At 70.4% G+C, this 21694-nt stretch carries 18 protein-coding genes and 1 tRNA gene; 6 read left to right on the top strand and 13 right to left on the bottom strand.

Annotated elements, in window-relative coordinates; genetic code table 11:
- Positions 1-4 precede the first annotated feature (4 nt).
- From AB0924_RS05825 to AB0924_RS05815, 3 genes are all read left to right on the top strand, one after another.
- On the top strand, positions 5-925 hold the full coding sequence (locus AB0924_RS05825) for a carbohydrate ABC transporter permease (protein ID WP_366910740.1): 921 nt from the start codon (positions 5-7) through the stop codon (positions 923-925).
- A 63-nt stretch (positions 926-988) separates the two neighbouring features.
- On the top strand, positions 989-2446 hold the full coding sequence (locus tag AB0924_RS05820; protein ID WP_366910739.1) for a GH1 family beta-glucosidase: 1458 nt from the start codon (positions 989-991) through the stop codon (positions 2444-2446).
- Between the two features lie 200 nt (positions 2447-2646).
- Positions 2647-3702, top strand: coding sequence for a LacI family DNA-binding transcriptional regulator (locus AB0924_RS05815; RefSeq protein ID WP_358937843.1), 1056 nt, complete (start codon positions 2647-2649; stop codon positions 3700-3702).
- Positions 3703-3810: 108 nt separating this feature from the next.
- On the opposite strand, the gene AB0924_RS05810 is transcribed toward AB0924_RS05815, so the two are convergent.
- The 4 genes from AB0924_RS05810 to AB0924_RS05795 all read right to left on the bottom strand — a co-directional run bounded on the left by AB0924_RS05810 (position 3811) and on the right by AB0924_RS05795 (position 6587).
- Positions 3811-3883 (bottom strand) — tRNA-His (locus AB0924_RS05810).
- A 126-nt stretch (positions 3884-4009) separates the two neighbouring features.
- Positions 4010-4612, bottom strand: coding sequence for an oligoribonuclease (orn, locus tag AB0924_RS05805; RefSeq protein WP_358937845.1), 603 nt, complete (start codon positions 4610-4612; stop codon positions 4010-4012).
- A gap of 128 nt (positions 4613-4740) precedes the next feature.
- Positions 4741-5952: a helix-turn-helix domain-containing protein gene (locus AB0924_RS05800; RefSeq protein ID WP_358937847.1), complete on the bottom strand. Its 1212-nt coding sequence runs from the start codon at positions 5950-5952 to the stop codon at positions 4741-4743.
- Between the two features lie 377 nt (positions 5953-6329).
- Positions 6330-6587: a hypothetical protein gene (locus AB0924_RS05795; RefSeq protein WP_358937849.1), complete on the bottom strand. Its 258-nt coding sequence runs from the start codon at positions 6585-6587 to the stop codon at positions 6330-6332.
- A gap of 317 nt (positions 6588-6904) precedes the next feature.
- Here AB0924_RS05795 and AB0924_RS05790 point away from each other — a divergent pair, with 317 nt between their 5' ends.
- Complete coding sequence (locus tag AB0924_RS05790; protein ID WP_358937851.1) at positions 6905-7432, top strand: universal stress protein; 528 nt, start codon at positions 6905-6907, stop codon at positions 7430-7432.
- A gap of 230 nt (positions 7433-7662) precedes the next feature.
- On the opposite strand, the gene glmS is transcribed toward AB0924_RS05790, so the two are convergent.
- Entirely contained in the window at positions 7663-9480 is a 1818-nt protein-coding gene (gene glmS / locus AB0924_RS05785; RefSeq protein WP_358937853.1) for a glutamine--fructose-6-phosphate transaminase (isomerizing), read from the bottom strand.
- 26 nt (positions 9481-9506) lie between these two features.
- Positions 9507-9764 carry a hypothetical protein gene (locus AB0924_RS05780; RefSeq protein WP_199210656.1) on the bottom strand — a complete coding sequence of 86 codons (258 nt, stop codon included), beginning with the start codon at positions 9762-9764 and terminating at the stop codon, positions 9507-9509.
- A gap of 165 nt (positions 9765-9929) precedes the next feature.
- Between AB0924_RS05780 and AB0924_RS05775 the strand changes: the two genes are divergently transcribed.
- Positions 9930-11495, top strand: coding sequence for a metallophosphoesterase family protein (locus AB0924_RS05775; RefSeq protein ID WP_366910738.1), 1566 nt, complete (start codon positions 9930-9932; stop codon positions 11493-11495).
- A 119-nt stretch (positions 11496-11614) separates the two neighbouring features.
- Positions 11615-13219 (top strand): beta-N-acetylhexosaminidase, encoded by a 1605-nt coding sequence (locus tag AB0924_RS05770; protein WP_366910737.1) that lies wholly within the window; start codon positions 11615-11617, stop codon positions 13217-13219.
- Between the two features lie 62 nt (positions 13220-13281).
- On the opposite strand, the gene AB0924_RS05765 is transcribed toward AB0924_RS05770, so the two are convergent.
- From AB0924_RS05765 to AB0924_RS05735, 7 genes are all read right to left on the bottom strand, one after another.
- A complete protein-coding gene (locus tag AB0924_RS05765; RefSeq protein WP_366910736.1) occupies positions 13282-15051 on the bottom strand; it encodes an IucA/IucC family siderophore biosynthesis protein in 1770 nt (589 codons plus the stop codon).
- On the bottom strand, positions 15048-15587 hold the full coding sequence (locus AB0924_RS05760; protein ID WP_358937861.1) for a GNAT family N-acetyltransferase: 540 nt from the start codon (positions 15585-15587) through the stop codon (positions 15048-15050). Before AB0924_RS05760 ends, AB0924_RS05765 begins: the two co-directional genes overlap by 4 nt.
- The gene (locus AB0924_RS05755) at positions 15584-16870 is read right to left on the bottom strand and encodes a lysine N(6)-hydroxylase/L-ornithine N(5)-oxygenase family protein (RefSeq protein ID WP_358937863.1); all 1287 of its coding nucleotides are present in this window, start codon (positions 16868-16870) and stop codon (positions 15584-15586) included. The genes AB0924_RS05760 and AB0924_RS05755 overlap by 4 nt, the downstream gene beginning before the upstream one ends.
- The gene (gene desA / locus AB0924_RS05750) at positions 16854-18296 is read right to left on the bottom strand and encodes a lysine decarboxylase DesA (protein ID WP_358937865.1); all 1443 of its coding nucleotides are present in this window, start codon (positions 18294-18296) and stop codon (positions 16854-16856) included. The genes AB0924_RS05755 and desA overlap by 17 nt, the downstream gene beginning before the upstream one ends.
- A 144-nt stretch (positions 18297-18440) precedes the next feature.
- On the bottom strand, positions 18441-19262 hold the full coding sequence (locus AB0924_RS05745) for a siderophore-interacting protein (protein WP_366910735.1): 822 nt from the start codon (positions 19260-19262) through the stop codon (positions 18441-18443).
- A gap of 37 nt (positions 19263-19299) precedes the next feature.
- Positions 19300-20346 carry an ABC transporter substrate-binding protein gene (locus AB0924_RS05740; RefSeq protein ID WP_366910734.1) on the bottom strand — a complete coding sequence of 349 codons (1047 nt, stop codon included), beginning with the start codon at positions 20344-20346 and terminating at the stop codon, positions 19300-19302.
- A gap of 183 nt (positions 20347-20529) precedes the next feature.
- Positions 20530-21690 carry an acyl-CoA dehydrogenase family protein gene (locus tag AB0924_RS05735; protein WP_358937871.1) on the bottom strand — a complete coding sequence of 387 codons (1161 nt, stop codon included), beginning with the start codon at positions 21688-21690 and terminating at the stop codon, positions 20530-20532.
- Between the last annotated feature and the right edge of the window lie 4 nt (positions 21691-21694).

Genomic DNA, 21694 nt, shown 5'->3' with positions numbered 1-21694 from the left:
TTCGATGACCACGACCAGTCCCATCAAGACCGCGGCCGACCTCACCCCGGCCCGCCCGTCCGCCCCCGGCAGCGGTGGCCGCGCCCGCCTCAAGCTCGGCGCAGGCCAGCAGCTCAAGGGCGGCCCCTTCACCTACGTGGCCCTCGTCATCGTCGGCCTCGGATCGATCTTCCCGCTGTACTGGACCCTGGTGGCCGCCTCGCACGACCAGCAGCGGGTCCTGGACAGCCCGCCGCCGCTGCTGCCCGGCGGCAGACTGTGGAGCAACCTCCAGGCCGCCTGGGAGCAGGCCAACCTCGGCAAGGCCATCGTCAACAGCGTCCTCGTGGCCGGCTGCATCACCGCGGCGACCCTGTTCTTCTGCACGCTGGCCGGCTACGCCTTCGCCAAGATGCGCTTTCGCGGCCGCGGCTTCCTGATGACCGCGGTCATCGCCACGCTGACCATCCCGCCGCAGCTCAGCGTCGTCCCGCTGTTCATGATGATGTCGGACATCGGGTGGGGCGGGAAACTGGAGTCGGTGATCTTCCCGACCCTCGTCGGCGCCTTCGGCGTCTTCTTCATGCGCCAGTACCTGCTGGAGGCCCTGCCCTACGAGCTGATCGAGGCCGCCAAGGTGGACGGCGCGACCAACTTCCGCATCGTGTGGAGCGTGGTCCTGCCCGTGGCCCGGCCCGCCATGATGGTGCTCGGGATGCTCACCTTCGTGCAGGCGTGGAACGACTTCTTCTGGCCCTTCCTCGCCCTGAACCAGCAGAACCCCACCATCCAGGTCGCGCTCGGCCAGCTCAGCGCCTCCTACACCCCCGACCAGAGCATCGTCATGGCCGGCGCGCTGATCAGCACACTTCCGCTGCTGCTGGTCTTCGTGATCTTCGGCAAGCAGATCGTCGGGGGCATCATGTCGGGCGCCGTCAAGGGCTGACGGCACAGCCGTCCCGGGCAGCAGACCGACCTTTCCACACGCCACTTTGGGAGCGCTCTCACCATGACCGCTGTACGACCCGAGCCGACGACCCGGCCGGCCGCGGACCTCTCCTTCCCGCCCGGTTTCGTCTGGGGCGCGGCCACCGCCGCCTACCAGGTCGAGGGCGCGGCCGCCGAGGACGGACGCACGCCCTCCATCTGGGACACCTTCAGCCACACGCCCGGCAGGGTGCGCAACGGCGACACCGGCGACATCGCCGCCGACCACTACCACCGGTACCGCGACGACGTGGCGCTGATGAAGGACCTCGGCCTGCAGGCGTACCGGTTCTCCGTCTCCTGGTCCCGGGTGCAGCCCACCGGGCGGGGGCCCGCCGTCGAACGCGGCCTGGACTTCTACCGCCGACTCACCGACGAACTGCTCGAGGCCGGCATCACCCCCGTCGCCACCCTCTACCACTGGGACCTGCCCCAGGAGCTCGAGGACGCGGGCGGCTGGCCGCAGCGGGACACCGCTCAGCGCTTCGCCGAGTACGCCGAGACGGTGGGCCGGGCCCTGGGGGACCGCGTCGGGGTGTGGACCACGCTCAACGAACCGTGGTGCTCGGCCTTCCTCGGCTACGGCTCCGGCGTGCACGCGCCCGGCCGCACCGACCCGGCCGCCACCCTGCGCGCCGCCCACCACCTCAACCTCGCGCACGGCCGGGCGGTCGGGGCGCTGCGCTCCGTTCTGCCCAGCACCGCGCAGCTCTCCATCACCCTCAACCTGCACCAGGTGCGCCCGCTCACCGACGCCCCCGGCGACGTGGAGGCGGCCCGCCGCATCGACGCGGTCGGCAACCGGATCTTCACCGGCCCGATCCTCGACGGTGCCTACCCGCAGGACCTGCTCGCGGACACCGCGCGCATCGTCGACTGGGACGAGCTGGTGCGCGGCGACGACCTCGCCGAGATCTCCCGCCCGATCGACGTGCTCGGCGTCAACTACTACTCGCCGACCGTGGTCTCCCGGCCCGCCGACGGCGCCGGCGCCACCAAGAACGACGGTCACGGGGCCAGCGACCACTCGCCGTGGACCGGCTCCGAGGACGTCTCCTTCCACCTCGCCAACGACGAGCTGACGGCGATGAACTGGGCCATCGACGCGGACGGCCTGCACACCCTGCTGGCCGGCACGGCGGCGGCGCACCCCGGACTGCCGCTGATGGTCACCGAGAACGGCGCCGCCTTCGACGACTACGTCTCGCCCGAGGGGAAGGTGAACGACCCGCAGCGGATCGCCTATCTCCGCGGCCACCTGGACGCGGTCCGGCGCGCCATCGCCGACGGCGTCGACGTCCGGGGCTACTTCCTGTGGTCGCTGCTGGACAACTTCGAGTGGTCCTACGGCTACTCGAAGCGGTTCGGCGCCGTCTACGTCGACTACGGCACCCAGCGCCGTATCCCGAAGGCCAGCGCCCACTGGTACGCCGATGTGATCCGCCGCAACGCGCTGCCGGACGCCGACCCGCGGCTCTGACGTCCGCCCCGCGGCCCGGCCGGGAGGTGCCGCCGCCACGGTGGCGGCACCTCCCGGCGTCGTGTGCCGGGGGCCCGGCTCCGCGGACGCGGCGGGCGCGGGATGATGAGAGCGGGTGCTGTGGGATCTCGGTTACATTCCTGGCCGGACGGTAGCGGACAATCCCCCGGCCGGTCGGTTGTGAGCGGGAGGCGGAGACCATGCCAGTCAACGGAGAGCGGAGCCGGAGCAGTCGGCGGCCGACGCTGGAAGAGGTCGCCGCACGTGCCGGTGTCGGCAGAGGCACGGTCTCGCGGGTGATCAACGGCTCGCCCCGGGTGAGCGAGGCCACCCGCGCCGCCGTGGAGGCGGCCGTCGCGGAACTCGGCTACGTGCCCAACACCGCGGCGCGGGCCCTCGCGGCCAACCGCACCGACGCCATCGCGCTGGTGGTGCCGGAGCCGGAGACCCGCTTCTTCTCGGAGCCCTACTTCTCCGACATGCTGCGCGGTGTCGGATCCGAACTCTCCGACAGCGAGATGCAGTTGCTGCTCATCTTCGCGGGCAGCGACCGTGAGCGGCAGCGGCTGGCGCAGTACCTGGCCGCCCATCGCGTCGACGGCGTCCTGCTGGTCTCGGTGCACGCCGACGACCCCCTGCCGGACATGCTGTCCCAGCTGGAGATCCCCGCGGTGATCAGCGGCCCCCGCTCGGCCGCCGAGACGCTGACCTCGGTGGACTCGGACAACTACGGGGGTGCCCGCTCCGCGGTGGAGCACCTGATGTCCCGGGGCCGTCGCCGGATCGCCCACATCACCGGGCGCCTCGACGTCTACGGCGCCCAGCGCCGTGTCGACGGCTACCGCGACGCCCTGCGCGACGCGGGCCTGCCCGTGGACGAGGGACTGATCGAACCCGGCGACTTCACCGACGAGGGCGGCCGGCGGGCCATGACGACCCTGCTCGGACGCCACCCGGACCTGGACGCGGTCTTCGCGGGGTCCGACGTCATGGCCGCGGGCGCCCGGCAGGTGCTGCGCGAGGCGGGCCGCAGCGTCCCCGGCGACGTGGCCCTGGTCGGCTACGACGACTCGGCCATCGCCCGGCACATGGACCCGCCGCTGACCAGCGTCCGCCAGCCGATCGAGGAGATGGGCCGCGCCATGATCGACCTGCTCCTCACCGAGATCGCCGACCGCCGCCCGGCCCTCGCCCGCGACCCGCAACGCCGCCACGCGGTACTGCCCACGGAACTGGTGGGCCGGGCGTCGTCGTGACGGTCCTCCCGGGCGGGTGACGCCTGTCACCCGCCGCGGGGAGGCGGGCGCAAAAACGAATCAGCCGGTGACCTCGTCCTTCGACGGAGTCACCGGCTGATTACTCAGGGTGAGTGACGGGACTTGAACCCGCGGCCACCTGGACCACAACCAGGTGCTCTACCAACTGAGCTACACCCACCACGACCGGAGTTCGAGGAGTGCTTTCCCCGACCGGCCGAGAAGAAGTCTACAGGGTCCGAAGGGATGCTCGCGCACGGGTTTTCGCGCGCGTCCCGAGCGGACCCCGGCGGCCGTCCGCGAGGTCCTACCGCGCGGGCAGGACGTGCTTGGCGGCGATCGCCCTGGCGGTGTCGGAGTCCGGGCCGGGCTGCGGGACGAAGACGGCCTCGCGGTAGTAGCGCAGTTCGGCGATCGACTCGCGGATGTCGGCGAGGGCGCGGTGGTTGCCGTTCTTCTCCGGGCTGTTGAAGTAGGCCCGGGGATACCAGCGGCGGGCCAGCTCCTTGATCGAGGAGACGTCGACGATGCGGTAGTGGAGGTAGTCCTCCAGGGTCGGCATGTCGCGCAGCAGGAAGCCGCGGTCGGTGCCGACGGAGTTGCCGCACAGCGGGGCCTTGCCGGGTTCCTTGACGTGCTCGCGGACGTAGGCGAGGACCTGCGCCTCGGCGTCGGCCAGCGTGGTGCCGCCGGCCAGTTCCTCCAGCAGCCCGGACGCGGTGTGCATCTCACGCACCACCTCCGGCATCGTCTCCAGTGCCGAGTCCGGCGGGCGGATGACGATGTCCACCCCTTCGCCGAGCACGTTCAGCTCGGAGTCGGTGACGAGGGCGGCCACCTCGATGAGCGCGTCGTCGGACAGCGAGAGGCCGGTCATCTCGCAGTCGATCCACACCATGCGATCGTTCATGTGTCTCACCTTACGGCGCGCTGCCCCGGGCCGGACCGGGCATGCGGCGACCTGTCGGTGTGCACACAGAAGGACGACAGCCGAAGAGGGGCGGAGCCGTGCCCCGCCCCTCCCTTCCCGCTCCTCGCTCAGCTCCCGCTGCGCGGCCCCGGCAGCAGGCTCACCGCGCCCGCCGCCTGCCGGCGGCTCTGCATCGGCACCCCGCTCTCGCGGTCCGGGTGCAGCACCGGCGGCGCGTGGCCGACCGGCCCGGGGCCGCCGAGGCCCGGTCCGCCCGGTCCGGGCTGCACCGGGATCTCCGCCTCACCCGGCCGCTCGCCCTGCGGCCGGCGCGCCCGGTAGGCCGCGCGGTAGGCGGCCGGGGACGAGCCGAGCTGGCGGCGGAAGTGCCCGCGCAGCGCGACCGGGGAGCGGAAGCCGCAACGGCCCGCCACCTCGTCCACGGAGTAGTCCGACGTCTCCAGCAGCCGCTGCGCCTGGAGCACCCGCTGGGTGATCAGCCACTGCAGCGGCGCGCTGCCGGTGAGCGAGCGGAACCGGCGGTCGAACGTACGGCGGCTCATGTAGGCGCGTGCCGCCAGGGTCTCCACGTCGAACTGCTCGTGGAGGTGTTCCAGCGCCCAGGCGACGACCTCGGCGAGCGGGTCGGCGCCGATCTCCTCGGGTAAAGACCTGTCGAGATAGCGCTCCTGGCCGCCCGACCGGCGCGGCGGAACCACCAGACGCCGGGCGAGCGCGCCGGCCGCCTCGTTGCCGTGGTCCGTCCGCACGATGTGGAGACAGAGATCGATCCCGGCCGCCGTACCCGCCGACGTCAGGACGTCGCCGTCGTCGACGAACAGCTCTCTCGGATCCACGTGCACCGACGGATAGCGCTTGGCCAGCGTCGGCGCGTACATCCAGTGGGTGGTCGCCGGGCGGCCGTCCAGCAGGCCGGCCGCCGCGAGGACGAACGCGCCCGTGCACAGCCCGACGATGCGGGCGCCCTCCTCGTGGGCCCGGCGCAGCGCGTCGAGCGCGTCCTCCGGTGGCGGCGAGGTGATCGAGCGCCAGGCCGGTACGACGACCGTCCCGGCGCGTGAGATCGCCTCGAGCCCATGTGGCGCGGTGAGTTCCAGGCCCCCTGTGGTCCGCAGCGGGCCCTCCTCGCCGGCGGACACCAGCAGCCGGTAGCGCGGTACTCCGGCGTCCTGGCGGTCGATTCCGAACACCGAAAGAGGTATGGAACTCTCGAAGATGGGGCCGCCGCTGAAAAGCAGCACCGCGACGATCTCCTTGCGGCGGCGCCCGGACAGTTTCCGGGCCGCGGCTTCCGGCGTGGCAGTGGAGTCGTGGCTCATCCTGCTAAGCCCCCCTCGGTGGTCGCGGCTCCTCGGTTGTGTCGCTCCTGCACGTTTCCCCTCGGTCCTGCACGAGTCCCCCGCCGTAAGACATCAAGATCGAATCTACTGGCTACCGCGGTCTGACGGTGGCCAGTTCGACACGCCGGACATTGTCGACATGACAACTTGGCGTGAAGCATTCGATCACGAAGCGTTGCACTCGTGGGGCGCGCAGGGAAGTGCGCCTTGTCGCAGTGGCCAAACCGCGTAGGGTGCGGAGGCCGGCCCGGACCCTTTCCGTGCAGGTGGAACGGGGGTTGGGGGGTGGTCGGGACCCCTCCTGGGCGCCATCCGGAAGTTGGCCGAAAAGAAGCGCTCGAGGGTACGGAAACCGGTCAGTCGACCGGTGTCTCTGCTCGCGTGTGACGACCGCCTCTTTGCTCGGCGCAACGTTCGGACCGCCGCAGCAGCACCCGGCAGGCGGCCGTGACGGCGCCGAGTCCGAAGGCGGTGCCGGCCGCGCCGGCGAGCGAGGTGCCGTACCAGACGAGGACCACGGGAACGAGGACACAGCTGAACGCCGCCCAGCGGATCACCTCGCTCGTGGTGTCCGGGGCGGGACGAGGGTCGGTGGAGGATCTCGGTACGGGCAACTCGTACTCCCTGTGGCGTTGGCTCGGGGAGATCAACGCCCGTTCGATCCGTCGGTCACCGAACGCTGCTCCGTTCATGCTGTGCAAACCGCCTGTACGAGGCAGCAACCATTGCGTTACGGGCGCCGCTCGTGCATGCTCCGTGGAACCCCCACGGACATTCGGGGGCCCCGCTTACGGAGCGTGCGCGGGAAATGGGCAGAGGAGGCGTGCCGCCGTACCCTTGGGGGTATGGGGTTGGGAAGACGAATCCCGGACACTGCTCCGCCGCTCGATGTCACTCCCACCCACACAAGGATCACAACGCCGAGACAGTCATGGCCGGTCACGAATTCTTCGAACCCGCGGACCGCAAGCGGCCCGTCGCCGATCCCACGGCGGCCGATCCCCTGGCGGCGCCAGAGTCGCGCCCGTCCTGCGACCCCGCCTTCCTGCACGGCGTGGTCGTCGGCTTCGACGGCTCGACCTCCAGCGAGCGCGCCCTCGCCTACGCGGTCGGCATGGCCCACCGCTCCGGCTCGGGACTGATCATCGTCCATGTGGCCAACCGGCTGCCCACCACCGTGTGGGCCGGGTGCGAGCCGCCCGTCTTCGTCGACGTGCCGGACCACCGCACCGAGGTGCTCGGTCTCGAACTGGCCTGCGCGGACTATCTGGCCGAGGTGCCCTGGATCCTGGTCGAGCGCGGCGGTGACATCTGCCACGAACTCGAAGAGGTGGGGCGGGAGTACGAGGCCGACGCGATCGTGGTCGGCACCACCCACGGCATCGTGGGCCGCATCTTCGGCTCCGTGGCCGGGCGGCTCGCCAAGCGGGCGCAGCGGCCGGTCATCGTCATCCCCTGAGGCCCGCTCCTCGCCGACGGTCCGTCAACTCCCTTTATGCAACCGGAAACTACTCGCGCGTAGAGGTGTTTGTGCCCTTGTGAAGGGCATATACGGGTCATCGCACCGAGGTGTGCCGCGAGCCGGCGGGTGACGGCCGCCGGCTGATCGCAGCGGCACGAGAACGGACCCCCGCGTACGAGGTGGCAACGCGGGGGTCCGTTCTTCGCGCCGTCGGGCGGAGGGAGTCGCTACTCCACCGTGACGGACTTCGCCAGGTTCCTCGGCTTGTCGATGTCCCGGCCCAGGGCCTTCGCCGTGTGGTAGGCGAGGAGCTGGAGCGGGATGCCCAGGAGGATCGGGTCCAGCTCGTCCTCGTTCTTCGGGACCACGATGGTCCGGTCGGCCTTCTCCTGCTCCTGGTGCGCCACCGCGAGGATCTTGCCGCTGCGGGCCTTGATCTCCTCCAGGGCCGCGCGGTTCTTCTCCAGCAGGTCGTCGTCGGGGACGATCGCGACCGTCGGCAGGGCCGGCTCGATCAGGGCCAGCGGGCCGTGCTTCAGCTCGGAGGCGGGGTAGGCCTCGGCGTGGATGTAGGAGACCTCCTTGAGCTTCAGGGAGGCCTCGCGGGCCACCGGGTAGCCCCGGACACGGCCGATGAAGAGCATGGAGCGGGCATCGGCGTAGCTCTCCGCGAGCTGCCTGATGTCCTCCTCCTGCTTGAGGATCTCGGTGATCTGCTCCGGCAGCCTGCGCAGGCCCTCGATGATCCGCTTGCCGTCGCGCACCGAGAGGTCGCGGGTGCGGCCGAGGTGCAGGGCGAGCAGAGCGAAGGCGACCGTGGTGTTGGTGAAGCACTTCGTCGAGACGACGCAGACCTCGGGACCGGCGTGCACATAGATGCCGCCGTCGGCCTCGCGGGCGATCGCGGAACCCACCACGTTGACCACGCCGAGCACCCGGGCGCCCTTGCGCTTCAGCTCCTGCACGGCGGCGAGCACGTCGTACGTCTCACCGGACTGGGAGACCGCCACGTACAGCGTGTCGGGGTCCACGACCGCGTTGCGGTAGCGGAACTCGGAGGCCGGCTCGGCGTCGGCGGGGATGCGGGCCAGCTCCTCGATCATCTGGGCGCCGATCATGCCCGCGTGGTACGAGGTGCCGCAGCCGAGGATCTTCACGCGGCGGATCCGGCGCGCCTCGCGGGCGTCCAGGTTGAGGCCGCCCAGGTGCACGGTGGAGAACCGCTCGTCGATGCGGCCGCGCAGCACCCGGTCCACGGCGTCGGCCTGCTCGTGGATCTCCTTGTGCATGTACGTGTCGTGGCCGCCCATGTCGTACGACGCCGCCTCCCACTCCACGGTGGTCGGCTCGGCGCTGGTGCGGGTGCCCTCGGTGGTGTAGGTGCGGAAGTCGTCGGCCTTGAGGGTGGCCATCTCGCCGTCGTCCAGCGTGACGATCTGCCGGGTGTGGGCGACCAGGGCGGCGATGTCCGATGCGACGAACATCTCCTTCTCGCCGATGCCGAGGACCACCGGGGAGCCGTTGCGGGCCACCACGATGCGGTCGTTGAAGTCGGCGTGCATCACCGCGATGCCGTACGTGCCCTCGACCAGCCGGAGGGTCTCGCGGACCTTGTCCTCCAGCTTCTCGGCCGTGGAGCGGGCGATGAGGTGGGTGAGGACCTCGGTGTCGGTCTCGGAGAGGAACTCGACGCCGTCGGCCTCCAGCTTGCGGCGCAGGTCGGCGGCGTTGTCGATGATGCCGTTGTGCACGACGGCGACCTTGCTGTCGGCCGACATGTGCGGGTGGGCGTTCACGTCGGAGGGGGCACCGTGGGTGGCCCAGCGGGTGTGGGCGATACCGGTGGTGCCCTTGAAGCGTGCCGGGACCTTGGCCTCCAGGTCGCGCACCCGGCCCTTGGCCTTGACCATCCGCAGGCCGGCCGTCTTCGGGGACGTGACGACGATGCCCGCCGAGTCGTAGCCGCGGTACTCCAGGCGCTGCAGCCCCTCCAGGAGCAGCGGAGCCACGTCACGCCTGCCGATGTATCCGACAATTCCGCACATGTATAGGTATCTCTCAGTCTGGCGTCTCAGCCGTAGACCATGCGGCGCAGCTGCCTGAGCGTCAGCTCCGGCGGCGCCACCGCCCGGTATTTCAGGTCCGCCTCGATCCGGTCGAAGATCGCCGTGTTCGTCAGGCCCTGGGCCTGCAGCTCGCGGTGGCGGCGACGGACGTAGTCCTGCGTCGTCTCGTCGAAATAGGCGAGCACGTCCTGCACCACCCGCAGCGCCTCGCCCCTGCTCAGGGGCGTGGATCGCGTCAGGTGATCGACAAGTTCCTCGTGCACCCGGTAGATCCTGGGGTAAGAGCGCGAGTTTCGCAAGAATCCTGCCCGATTCCGGGCAGAGGGCTGTTGGAAGTCTTATGGCGCTCTGTTTGCGGGCTGTCCACCCTGTGTCCCGCGCCGCGTTGCCCGGCCGGACGAGTTTCAGACGTCATGGACATTCCTCGTATGGGAGTACCCGAGAAGCTGGCCGCGCGCATGAGCATGGCCGAGCGGCACGAGTATCTGCGCGCCAGGTTCTCGCGGCGCACGATGATCAGGGGCGGTGCCGTCACCCTGGGCGCCGTCACCGGCGGCGCGTTCGTGTCGGGCGCCAGTGCCCGGGCCACGGTCGCCACGCCGCGCACCGCGCCCGCGGCCGAGCGGGTCGACGGCTCCCTGGTCGCTCCCTTCGGCCGCCACCTCGCCTGGGGCAACGACCCCCGGACCGGGATCAGCGTCTCCTGGCAGGTCCCCGTCGCGGTGGAGAAGCCCTTCATCCGCGTCGGCGCCCACCCCTGGGACCTCTCCCGCCGGATCGGCGCCGAGGTCCGCAGCCTGCACACCCCGGCCGGTGTCGGTGCGAGCGGCGACCACACCCAGTACTACCTGCACGCCAAGCTCACCCACCTGCGCCCCGGCCGGACCTATTACTACGGCGTCGGACACGAGGGCTTCGACCCGGCCGAGCCCCACCTGCTGGGCACCCTGGGCACCTTCACCACCGCCCCCGCCCACAAGGCGCCCTTCACCTTCACCGCCTTCGGTGACGAGGGTGTCGGCTATCACGGCCTGGCCAACAACGCCCTGATCCTCGGCCAGAACCCGGCCTTCCACCTGCACGCCGGCGACATCGCCTACGGCGACCCGGCCGGCCAGGGCAGGACCAGTGACACCGGCTTCGACTCGCGCACCTGGGACCAGTTCCTGCACCAGACCGAGTCGGTCGCCAAACAGGTTCCCTGGATGCCCGCCTACGGCAACCACGACATGGAGGCCTGGTACTCGCCCAACGGCTACGGCGGCGAGGACGCCCGCTGGACCCTCCCCGACAACGGCCCGGACCGCGAGAACCTGCCCGGCGTCTACTCCTTCGTCTACGGCAACACCGCCGTCATCTCGCTCGACGCCAACGACATCTCCTTCGAAATCCCTGCGAACCTGGGCATCTCCGGTGGAACGCAGACATCTTGGCTGGAGGCGCGGCTCAAGCAGTACCGCGCCGCGCAGGACGTCGACTTCATCGTCGTCTTCTTCCACCACTGCGCCTACTGCACCTCCACCGCGCACGCCTCGGAGGGCGGTGTCCGCCAGGAGTGGGTGCCGCTGTTCGAGAAGTACACCGTGGATCTGGTCATCAACGGCCACAACCACCAGTACGAGCGCACCGACGTCATCAAGGCGGGCCAGGTCACCAGGAAGCTGCCGATCGGCGGCACCGCCCACCCCGAGACCGACGGCGTGGTCTACGTCACGGCCGGCGCGGCGGGCCGCGGTCTGTACGCGTTCTCCGCCCCGGACTCCTACGAGGGCCACGAGCACGAGGTCGACTCGGTCGCCTCCTTCGTCAACACGAAGGACGGCAAACGGAACGAGACGGTCACCTGGTCCCGGGTGCGCTACCTCGACTACTCCTTCCTGCGCGTGGACGTCACACCCGCGCCGAAGGGCCACCGGACCACGCTGACGGTGTCGGGCATCGCCGAGACCGGCAGGCGCATCGACCACTTCACGGTGGCCCGTAGGGCGAAGTAGGGGCCGGACGGCCGCACCGATGGCCCAACCGCCGTTCCTGCGGGGGATTTCCGCAGGGCGGGGATTGATTCACCGGATCTGCGGGAGAGTGGTCTTTACCACTCGTGAAGGGAGCGCATGTGAGACGGCACCACAGCACGACTCCCCGGCTGACCCGCGTCCTCGGGTCCCTGCTGCTCGTCGCGGCGGCGGGCGTGACCACCGTCGGCGCGGCCCCGGCGCCGACGGCGGCCGCGGCGCCCACCCCGCTGGCCCGGGTGGTCCCGGCGCCCGCCGAGACACAGCCCGGCGGGCGTCCGTACCGCGTCACCTGGGCCACCGGCGTCCGCGTGGACGGCTCGGACGAGGTCCGACGGATCGGTGAGTACCTCGCCGGCATCCTGCGACCGTCCACCGGCTACCGCGTGCCGGTCACCGAGACCGGCACCCGCGGCATCCGACTCCACCTGACCGGCGACCGGTTCGGCGCCGAGGGCTACCGGCTGACCAGCGGACCCACGGGCGTCACCATCACCGCGAGCGCCCCCGCCGGCCTCTTCCACGGCGTCCAGACCCTGCGCCAGCTCCTTCCGCCCTCCGTCGAGCGCAAGAGCCTCCAGCCCGGCCCGTGGCGGATCGCCGGCGGCACCGTCGAGGACCGCCCCCGCTACGCCTACCGCAGCGCCATGCTGGACGTCTCCCGGCACTTCTTCACCGTCGGTCAGGTCAAGCGCTACATCGACGAGCTGGCCCTGTACAAGATCAACACCCTCCATCTGCACCTCAGCGACGACCAGGGCTGGCGCATCGCCGTCGACTCCTGGCCCCGCCTGACCACCTACGGCGGCTCCACGCAGGTCGGCGGCGGCAAGGGCGGCTACTTCAGCAAGGCCGACTACCAGGACATCGTCCGCTACGCCGCCTCCCGCTACCTGGAGGTCGTGCCCGAGATCGACATGCCCGGCCACACCAACGCGGCCCTCGCCTCCTACGCGCAGCTCAACTGCGACGGCACCGCGCCCCCGCTCTACACTGGCACCCAGGTCGGCTTCAGCTCGCTGTGCGTCCCGAAGCAGGTGACGTACGACTTCGTGGACGACGTGATCCGCGAACTGGCCGCGATCACCCCGGGCCGCTATCTGCACATCGGCGGCGACGAGGCGCACTCCACCAGCCACGCCGACTACGTGAAGTTCATGAACCGCGTGCAGCCCGTCGTCGCCAAGTACGGCAAGACGGTCATCGGCTGGCACCAGCTCACCGGGGCCACCCCCGTCGACGGCGCCCTCGCCCAGTACTGGGGCGTGGAAGGCACCAGCGCCACGGAGAAGGCCCAGGTGGCCAAGGCCGCCCAGAACGGCACCGGCCTGATCCTGTCCCCGGCCGACCGGGTCTACCTCGACATGAAGTACACCGCGAGCACGCGGCTGGGCACCAAGTGGGCCGGCCTGGTGGAGGTGCGGCGCTCCTACGACTGGAACCCCGGGAGCTATCTGCCCGGCGCGCCGGCCTCGGCGGTCCGGGGGGTCGAGGCGCCACTGTGGTCGGAGACCCTCACCAAGTCCTCCGACATCGAGTACATGGCCTTCCCGCGCCTGCCCGGAGCGGCCGAGCTGGGCTGGTCCCCGGCGGCCACCCACGACTGGGACACCTACAAGGTCCGGCTCGCGGCCCAGGCCCCGCGCTGGGACGCCCTGGGGATGAGCTACTACAAGTCGCCCCAGGTCCCCTGGCCGGCGGGCTGAGCACAGCACGACGGGCACCCCGCGGGACCGTACCGCGGGGTGCCCGTCCGTCCGTCAGGACCTCAGAACCCCGCGACGGGGTTGTCCAGATGCCCCACGAGCTGCAGCGCGCCGGACGGATCGGCGAGGTCCACCATCTGCCGGTTGTCGCGCAGCTGGAGCCGGTTGAGGCAGGACAGCGCGAACCGGGGGGCGAACATGTCGTACCGCTCGAACCGGTCGGCCAGTTCGGGCACCGACCGCTGGTACTCGCGGGTGACCTCGGCGACCACCCGCCAGAAGCCGTCCTCCGTCAGGATCCCCTCGGTGGCGAGGTTCGCCGCGAGGAACCGGAAGAAACAGTCGAAGACGTCCGTGAAGACCGACAGCAGCTTCTGGTCCTCGGGCACCTCGACGCGGATCCGCCGCACCTCCGGCGGCAGCGCCGCGTCGGGGTCCATGACGACGATCTCCTCGGCGATGTCCTTGTAGATCGCGCGCTCCACCACCCCGTCCCGCAGGACGAGGATCACGTTCTCGCCGTGCGGCATGAAGGCCAGGTCGTACGCGTAGAAGCTGTGCAGCAGCGGGGTGAAGTAGGCCCGCAGGTAGTGCCGCAGCCACTCGGCGGGCGGGAGGCCGGAGCGCTCGACGAGCGCGCCCGCGAAGGAGGCGCCCGCGTCGTCGACGTGCAGCAGCGAGGCCATGGTGGCCAGTGACTCGCCCTCGCGCAGGGACGGCACCGGGCTCTCCCGCCACAGCGCGGCCAGCATCTTCCGGTAGGGCGAGTAGCGGTCGGTGGCGCGCTCGTACTCCAGGTGCCGGTAGCCGACGGCCGCCCGCTCCCGGATGACCGACAGGCCGGTGGACTTCAGCACGGGATCGTTCTCGATGAGCTTGGCGAGCCAGTCGTTGATCGCCGGGGTCGCCTCCATGTAGGCGGCCGAAAGACCGCGCATGAAACCCATGTTGAGGACGGACAGGGCCGTCTTCACATAGTGCCGGCGCGGGTCGGAGGTGTTGAAGAAGGTCCGTATGGACTGCTGGGCCAGGTACTCGTCGTCGCCCTCGCCGAGGCACACCAGATGGCGGCGGGCCACCTCGGCGGCGAAGGTGACACTGAGCTTGTTCCACCACTGCCAGGGGTGCACCGGGATGAGCAGGTACTCGGCGGGATCGAGGCCCTGGCCGGTGAGGGTGGCACGGAACCGCTCCAGGATCTCCTCGCCCAGCTCCGCCCGCAGGAACGACTCGTACTCGATGCCGGCCCCCGCGGTGAACGCGGCCCGCGAACGGTGCGCGGCCAGCCACACCAGCCGGACGGGGCTCGCGGTCTCCGGGGCGTACGCCAGGTACTCGTGGACGCCGAAGCCGAGCCGCCCGTTGTTGGCGACGAAGCAGGGGTGGCCCTCGGTCATCCCGGTCTCGATGTCCTGGAAGGAGCTTCGCGCGAGCTCCGCGGCGGTGACGCGGGGCTTGGTCAGCTTGTAGCAGGTGCCCGCGAGGGTGGAGGAGATCTCCTCCAGGTAGACCGGCAGGATCTCGTCGCTCAGTCCCAGGGCGTCCCGCATCTCGATGAAGAAGTCCAGCGCCGCGAGCGGGAGTTCGGCCCCGTCGCGGTGCCGGGTGATGGACTCGGCGTCGACCTGCCAGTGGTCCAGGGCGCGGCGGACGGCGGTGAACCGGTACCGGGTGAGCCCGTCGTCACTGCGGACGGCGTACCCGTCGCCGTCCTCCTCCGGGGTGAGCAGCCGTTCGTGGGCGAACTCCGCGAGCGCCTTGCGCAGCAGCAGCCGGTTGGCCCGCTCCCAGCGCTCGGGGGAGAGGTGGGCGACGGCGTCGGCGGGGCTCATGCGGACACCGCCTTCAGGAACCGCTCGCGTGTGCAGAAACTCAGCAGCGCCCGCTTCTCCGGCTTCTGGATCTCGCGCTCGGGCACGAACCCGACCGCCGCGTTCAGGGCGTGCACCGCCGTGTTGCCCACATCGGGCTCGACCACGACCCGCCGGGTCGCCGGGTCCTCGAAGAGGTGCGCCATCACGGCGGTGATGACGGCCCGGGTGAACCCGTGCACGGGGGTGTCGGTGGGGGCGACGAGGAAGTGCATGCCGACGTCGCCGGGCCGCGGCTCGTACAGCCCGACCAGCTCGCGGTGGGCCGGGTCGTACTTCTCCATCAGGAAGACGGGCTCCCCGTCGCACAGCCCGAGGAGGGCGTGGTGGTGCTCGTCGGCCGCGATCTCCATGTAGGCCCGCTCGACGTCCTGCAGTCTCGCGTCCTGCATCATCCAGAAGGCGGCCTTGGGATGGGTGACCCAGCCGTGCAGCAGCTCGGCGTCCCTCAGCGGGTCGAGCGGCCGGAGGGTGAACATCATGGTGTCGCTGGTCATACGGCGAACTCCTGGAAAGCGATGGTCTTCTCGACCGGGTAGTACTCCGTGCCGAGCAGCTCCCGGATGATGTACGCGTTCCGGTACGCGCCCATGCCCAGGTCCGGGCTGGTGATGCTGTGGGTGTGGACGCCGGCGTTCTGCAGGAAGACCCCGCGGCCGGTGACGTCGATGGCGTAGTTGCGGGCGACGTCGAAGCGGCCGTGGCCGTCGAAGTTCAGGCGCTCGCGCACCGGCTCCAGGAAGGCCGGCGGCCGGTAGTGGTAGCCGGTGGCCAGTATCAGGCCCTCGGAGCGGATCTCGAAGTCCTTGCCCTGCTCGTCCTGGTGGAAGCCGAGCGTGTACGCGCCGTCCTCGTGCCGGGCCTCGGTCAGCGTGGAGTTGGTGAGCAGCCGGGTGGGCACCGGGCGGTCGCCGCTCTCCACGTTCTTCTGGTAGAGCAGGTCGAAGATCGAATCGATCAGATCCGAGTTGATGCCCTTGAACAGGCCCTTCTGCTGCTTCTCCAGCCGGTAGCGGGTCTCCTCGGGCAGCGCCCGGAAGTAGTCGATGTAGTCCGGGGAGGTCATCTCCAGGGTCAGCTTGGTGTACTCCAGCGGGAAGAACCGCGGGGAGCGGGTGACCCAGTTCAGCTCGTAGCCGTGGACGTCGATCTCGGACAGCAGCTCGTGGTAGATCTCGGCGGCGCTCTGGCCGCTGCCGACGATCGTGAGGGACTTGCGGGCCCGCAGGTCGGCCTTGCGGTGCATGTACCGCGCGGTGTGGACGACGTCGTCGCCGAGGTCCCGGCAGGCCTCGGGGACGAACGGGACCGTGCCCGTGCCGAGGACCAGGTGCCGGGCGCGGAACGTCTCGCCGGCCGCGGTGCGGACGACGTACACCTCGTCCTCGTACGTCACCTCGGTGACCGTGGCGCCGAAGCGGACGCTGCTGAGCCTGCCGGCCGCCCAGCGGCAGTAGTCGTCGTACTCGACGCGCAGCGGGTAGAAGTTCTCGCGGATGTAGAACGGGTACAGCCTGCCCTTCTCCTTCAGGTAGTTGAGGAAGGAGTACGGGGAGGTGGGGTCGGCCAGGGTGACCAGGTCCGACATGAACGGGGTCTGCAGGTGGGCGCCGTCCAGGAACATGCCGGCGTGCCACTCGAAGCCGGGCTTGGAGTCCAGGAAAACGCCGTTCAGTTCGGCGATCGGCTCGGTCAGGCAGGCGAGGCCCAGGTTGAAGGGGCCGAGCCCGATCCCCACGAAGTCGTAAGGCTCGGTCGGGGCTTCAGGACGCGCGGTCAAGGGACTCTCCCAGGTACTGCTCGGCGTGGCCGGCGATCAGGTCCAGGACGGCGGCGATGTCGGCCGCCGTCGTCTCGGGGTTGAGCAGGGTGAACTTCAGGTAGTGGCGGCCGCCGACCTTGGTGCCCGCGACCACGGCGTCGCCGGAGGCGAACAGCGCCTTGCGGGCGTACAGGTTGGCGCGGTCGATCTCGGCCGGGTCGGTGACCGCCGCCGGGACGTAGCGGAAGACGAGGGTGGACAGAGTGGGCTCGACGACCACGTCGTAGCGGGGGTCGCCGGCGAGCAGCCGCCAGCCCTGCCGGGCCAGGTCGCAGACCTCGTCGAAGAGCTGCCCGATGCCGTCGGCGCCCATGGTGCGCAGCGTCAGCCACAGCTTGAGGGCGTCGAATCGGCGGGTGGTCTGCAGGGACTTGTCCACCTGGTTGGGGATGCGTTCCTGCACCATGCGGCGGGGGTTGAGGTACTCGGCGTGGTAGGTGGCGTGCCGCAGGGTGGCCGCGTCCCGGACCAGCAGCGCGGAGGAACTCACCGGCTGGAAGAAGGACTTGTGGTAGTCGACGGTCACCGAGTCGGCGCGCTCGATGCCGTCGATGCGGTCCCGGTGCTTCAGCGAGGCGAGCAGCCCGCAGCCGTAGGCGGCGTCCACGTGCATCCACACGCCGTACTGGGCGCAGAGTTCGGCGATCTCGGGCAGCGGGTCGATGGAGCCGAAGTCGGTGGTGCCGGCGGTGGCGACGACGGCCATGGGCACGAGGCCGTCCTGCGCGCAGCGCTCCAGCTCATGGGCGAGCGCCACGGTCTGCATCCGCTTGTCGTGGCCGACGGGGACGGTGACCACGGAGTCCGGGCCCAGGCCGAGCAGTTTCGCGGACTTCCGGACGCTGAAGTGACTGGCCTCGGAGGCGAAGACCCGCAGTTTCCCGAGGCTGTCGCTCTTCGCCTCCTCCCGGGCCAGCAGCAGCGCCTGGAGGTTGGACTGGGTGCCTCCGGAGGTGAACACGCCGTCGGCGTTGGGTCCGAGGCCGATGCGGGCGGCCGTCCAGTCCACGAGCCTGCGCTCGATGAGGGTGCCGCCGGCCGACTGGTCCCAGGTGTCGAGGGAGGAGTTGACGGCGGAGAGCACCGCCTCGCCGAGCACCGCCGGGATGACCACCGGGCAGTTGAGGTGGGCGAGGTAGCGGGGGTGGTGGAAGTACACGGCGTCGCGGAGGTAGACGTCCTCCAGCTCGTCCAGCACCGCGGTGGTGTCGCCGAGCGGCCGGTCGAGGTCGATCGCGTCGACGCGGGGGGCGAGGGCGTCGACGGTGACGCCGGTGAACGGACGGTCGGTGGTGGCGAGTTTGGCCGCCACCCGCTCTACTCCTTCGGTCACGGAGCGGCGGTAGTGCTCCGCTGTGAGGCCATTGAGCAGGTGCGAGCGCATGTGGGGGTCCTCCGGGGGGACTGTCCGTGCGGGATGGAAGGGGCGAAGATCCACGGCTTCAACTTAGGTTAGCCTAGCCTAAGTTGATGGGAGGAAGGTGCACCCCTGCAGTGACCGGGGTCACTGCAGGGGAAGTCGTTCGCTCTACTCCGAGGCGCGGAGCTGTTCCTCCGTCATGCCCTGCCGCCAGTAGCCGACGAAGGTGACGCGCCGTCGGTCGACACCGCGCTCGCCGACGAAGTGCCGGCGCAGCTCCCTGATCCGGCCGGACTCGCCCGCCATCCACACGTACGGAGCCTCGGTGGCGGGCAGTTCGGCGGCGCGCACGGCGTCGACGCCCGTCGGGGACCCCGCGTTCCGTACGAGCCAGGTGATCTCCGCGTCCGCGTCGGTCGCCACGTCCTGGATGTCACCTGCGTGCGGCACCTCCAGCCAGGCGCGGACGCGGGTGTCCACGGGAAGGGACTCGAGGATGGCGCAGGCGGCCGGTACGGCGGTCTCGTCGCCCCAGAGGAGGACGAGGTCGGTGCCGGCCGGCGGCCGGAACCGGATCGCCCGGTTGTCGGCGATCGCCGGGCCGAGCAGCAGTACACGGTCACCGGCGGCGGCCCGGGAGGCCCAGCGGGAGGCCGGCCCCGCGGGGGTGTGCAGGACGAAGTCGATGTCGATCTCGTCGGGATCGCGCCGCAGGGCTCGGAGTGTGTACGAGCGCATCACGGCCCGTACGTCGTCCGGCAGTTCACGCCAGCCCTGCCACCAGCCGTCGCCCAGTTCGAGGGGTACGGCGGGTTCGGCCTGCCCCGGGTGCGGCAGGAACAGCGACAGGGACTGGTCGCGCCCGTCGGAGTGGAAGGCGTGCAGATCGTCCCCCGCGAAGGTGACCCGGACCAGAGACGGCCCCAGCCGCCTCGTCCGTACGACCTGAAGGGAGAAGAAACGGAACGGGGCGGCCACGGCCGTCGTCATGGGGGGCTCCTGAGGTTGCCGTCCAGGAAAGGGGGTCTCAGCCGACCTTCTTGGCCTTCTCCAGTGCCTCGGCCAGGCCGGTGAGCAGCGGCACGCACTTGTCGTAGGAGAGGATCGGCTCGGGGGAGCGGGGGATGACCTGTCCCGCCTTGACCGCGGGCAGCTTCTTCCAGGTGGCCTTGGTGATGCCGGCCGGCTGGATGGCCGAGGTGCGGTCGTCCATCATGATGATGTCGGCCTTGTACTTGTCGACGTTCTCCCAGCTCAGCGACTCGTACCAGCCGCCGCCCTGCTTCTTGGCGCTCTCCGGGGGCTCGACGAAGTTCACGCCGAGGGCCTTGAAGTACTCCAGGTCGATGGAGAGGTTGGTGCCGGAGACGTAGAAGAGCTCGTCGCTCGCCGACCCCACCAGCACCTTGACGCCGGGCTTGGCCTTGGCGGCGGCGCGCAGCCGGGCCGAGGCGTCCTCGAACCGCTTCTTGGCGTCCGTCACGTTCGCGGCCTTCATGTCGGCGCCGAGCGACTCGGCCAGCTTCCACATGCGCTGCAGCGGCTGGGTGAGCTGACGGTCGTAGACGGAGACGCCGACGCTGGGCGCGAGCTGGGCGATCTTCTTCTTCGACTCGTCGGGGACGTACCAGAGGGTGCCGGCGTCGTCGAACATGGTGCTGACGAGCACGTCGGGGGCGAGGGCCGCGTACTTCTCGATGTTGAACTGGCCCCAGGTGTTGCCGAGGATCGTCACCTTGCTGATGTCCATGTCGCCGGCCTGGACGTCGGCCTTGCCCGCGGTGGTCTTCGTCGGGCCGAAGACGCCCTTGACCTGGATGCCGTAGTCGTACAGCGCGGCAGCGGCGCCGGTGAACGCGACGATGTTCGCGGGGACCTTGTCCAGCTTCACCGTCGTGCCGCGGTCGTCCGTGAAGCTCCAGGGGCCGGACTTGCCGCCCTTGGTCTGTCCGTCGGACCCCGCGTCCTCGCCCTTGTCGTCACCGCAGGCCGCGAGCGCGGCACCGAGTCCGAGGGCACCGCCCGCGGCGAGCAGGCCGCGACGGGAGAAGTGGGTGGAACGGGCATGGGGCATGGGTATGGCTGCTTTCGACCGGGGCGTGGCCGCCCGCCGGACAGTTCGAAGGTAGGTTAGCCTAACCTCAGTGAATGTCCAGGGGGCGGGGTCCGCCGCCGACACCCCGTCAGCAGCGCGAACGCGGGGCGGCGGACGGATGGGTCCGCCCGCCGCCCCGCGTATTCGGCGCAGGGGAACGCCTCAGCCGATCAGGCCCAACTCGCGGGCCACCAGCATCCGCTGCACCTCGCTCGTGCCCTCGCCGATCTCCAGGATCTTGGAGTCGCGCCACATCCGGGCGACCGGGTACTCGTTCATGAAGCCGTAGCCGCCGTGCACCTGCGTGGCGTCGCGGGCGTTGTCCACGGCGACGGTGGAGGAGTACAGCTTGGCCATCGCCGCCTCCTTCTTGAAGGGCTCGCCGGCCACCAGCCGGTAGGCGGCGTCCCGCCAGGCCAGCCGGGCCGTGTGGGCCTTCATCTCCATGTCGGCGATCTTGAACTGGATGGCCTGGTTGGCGCCGATCGGCCGGCCGAAGGCGTGGCGTTCCTTCGCGTACTTCACCGACTCGTCCACACAGCCCTGGGCCAGCCCGGTGGCGAGCGCCGCGATGGCGATACGGCCCTCGTCGAGGATGCGCAGGAACTGCGCGTAACCCCGGCCCTCCTCGCCGAGCAGGTTGGCGGCGGGCACCCGGACGTCCTGGAAGGACAGTTCACGGGTGTCGGAGGCGTTCCAGCCGACCTTGGAGTAGGGCGCGGCGACCGTGAAGCCGGGGGTGCCCGACGGGACGATGATGGCCGAGATCAGCGGCTTGCCGTCCGGCTTGCGGCCGGTGACCGCCGTGACCGTCACCAGACCGGTGATGTCGGTGCCCGAGTTGGTGATGAAGCACTTCGTGCCGTTGATCACCCACTCGTCGGTGTCCGGGTCCAGGCGGGCCGTGGTGCGGGTGGCACCGGCGTCGCTGCCCCCGTCCGGCTCGGTCAGGCCGAAGGCGCCCAGGATCTCGCCGGAGCAGAGGCGGGGGAGCCACTCGCGCTTCTGCTCCTCGGTGCCGAAGAGGTGGATCGGCATGGCGCCGAGCGAGACGCCGGCCTCCAGCGTGATGGCCACCGAGGAGTCGACCCGGGCCAGTTCCTCCAGGGCGATGCCGAGGGCCAGGTAGTCGCCGCCCATGCCGCCGTGCTCCTCCGGGAACGGCAGCCCGAACAGGCCCATGCGGCCCATCTCGCGGACGATCTCGTACGGGAACTCGTGCCGCTCGTAGAAGTCGCCGATCTTCGGCGCCACCACGTCGTGCGCGAACTCCTCCACCGTGCGGCGGAGTTCCTCCAGCTCGGGGCTGAGACGGTGGTCCATGCTG

Source organism: Streptomyces sp. NPDC047869 (genome assembly GCF_040704065.1).
Taxonomy (GTDB): Bacteria; Actinomycetota; Actinomycetes; order Streptomycetales; family Streptomycetaceae; genus Streptomyces.
This window is presented reverse-complemented; position numbering and strand designations above follow the sequence as displayed.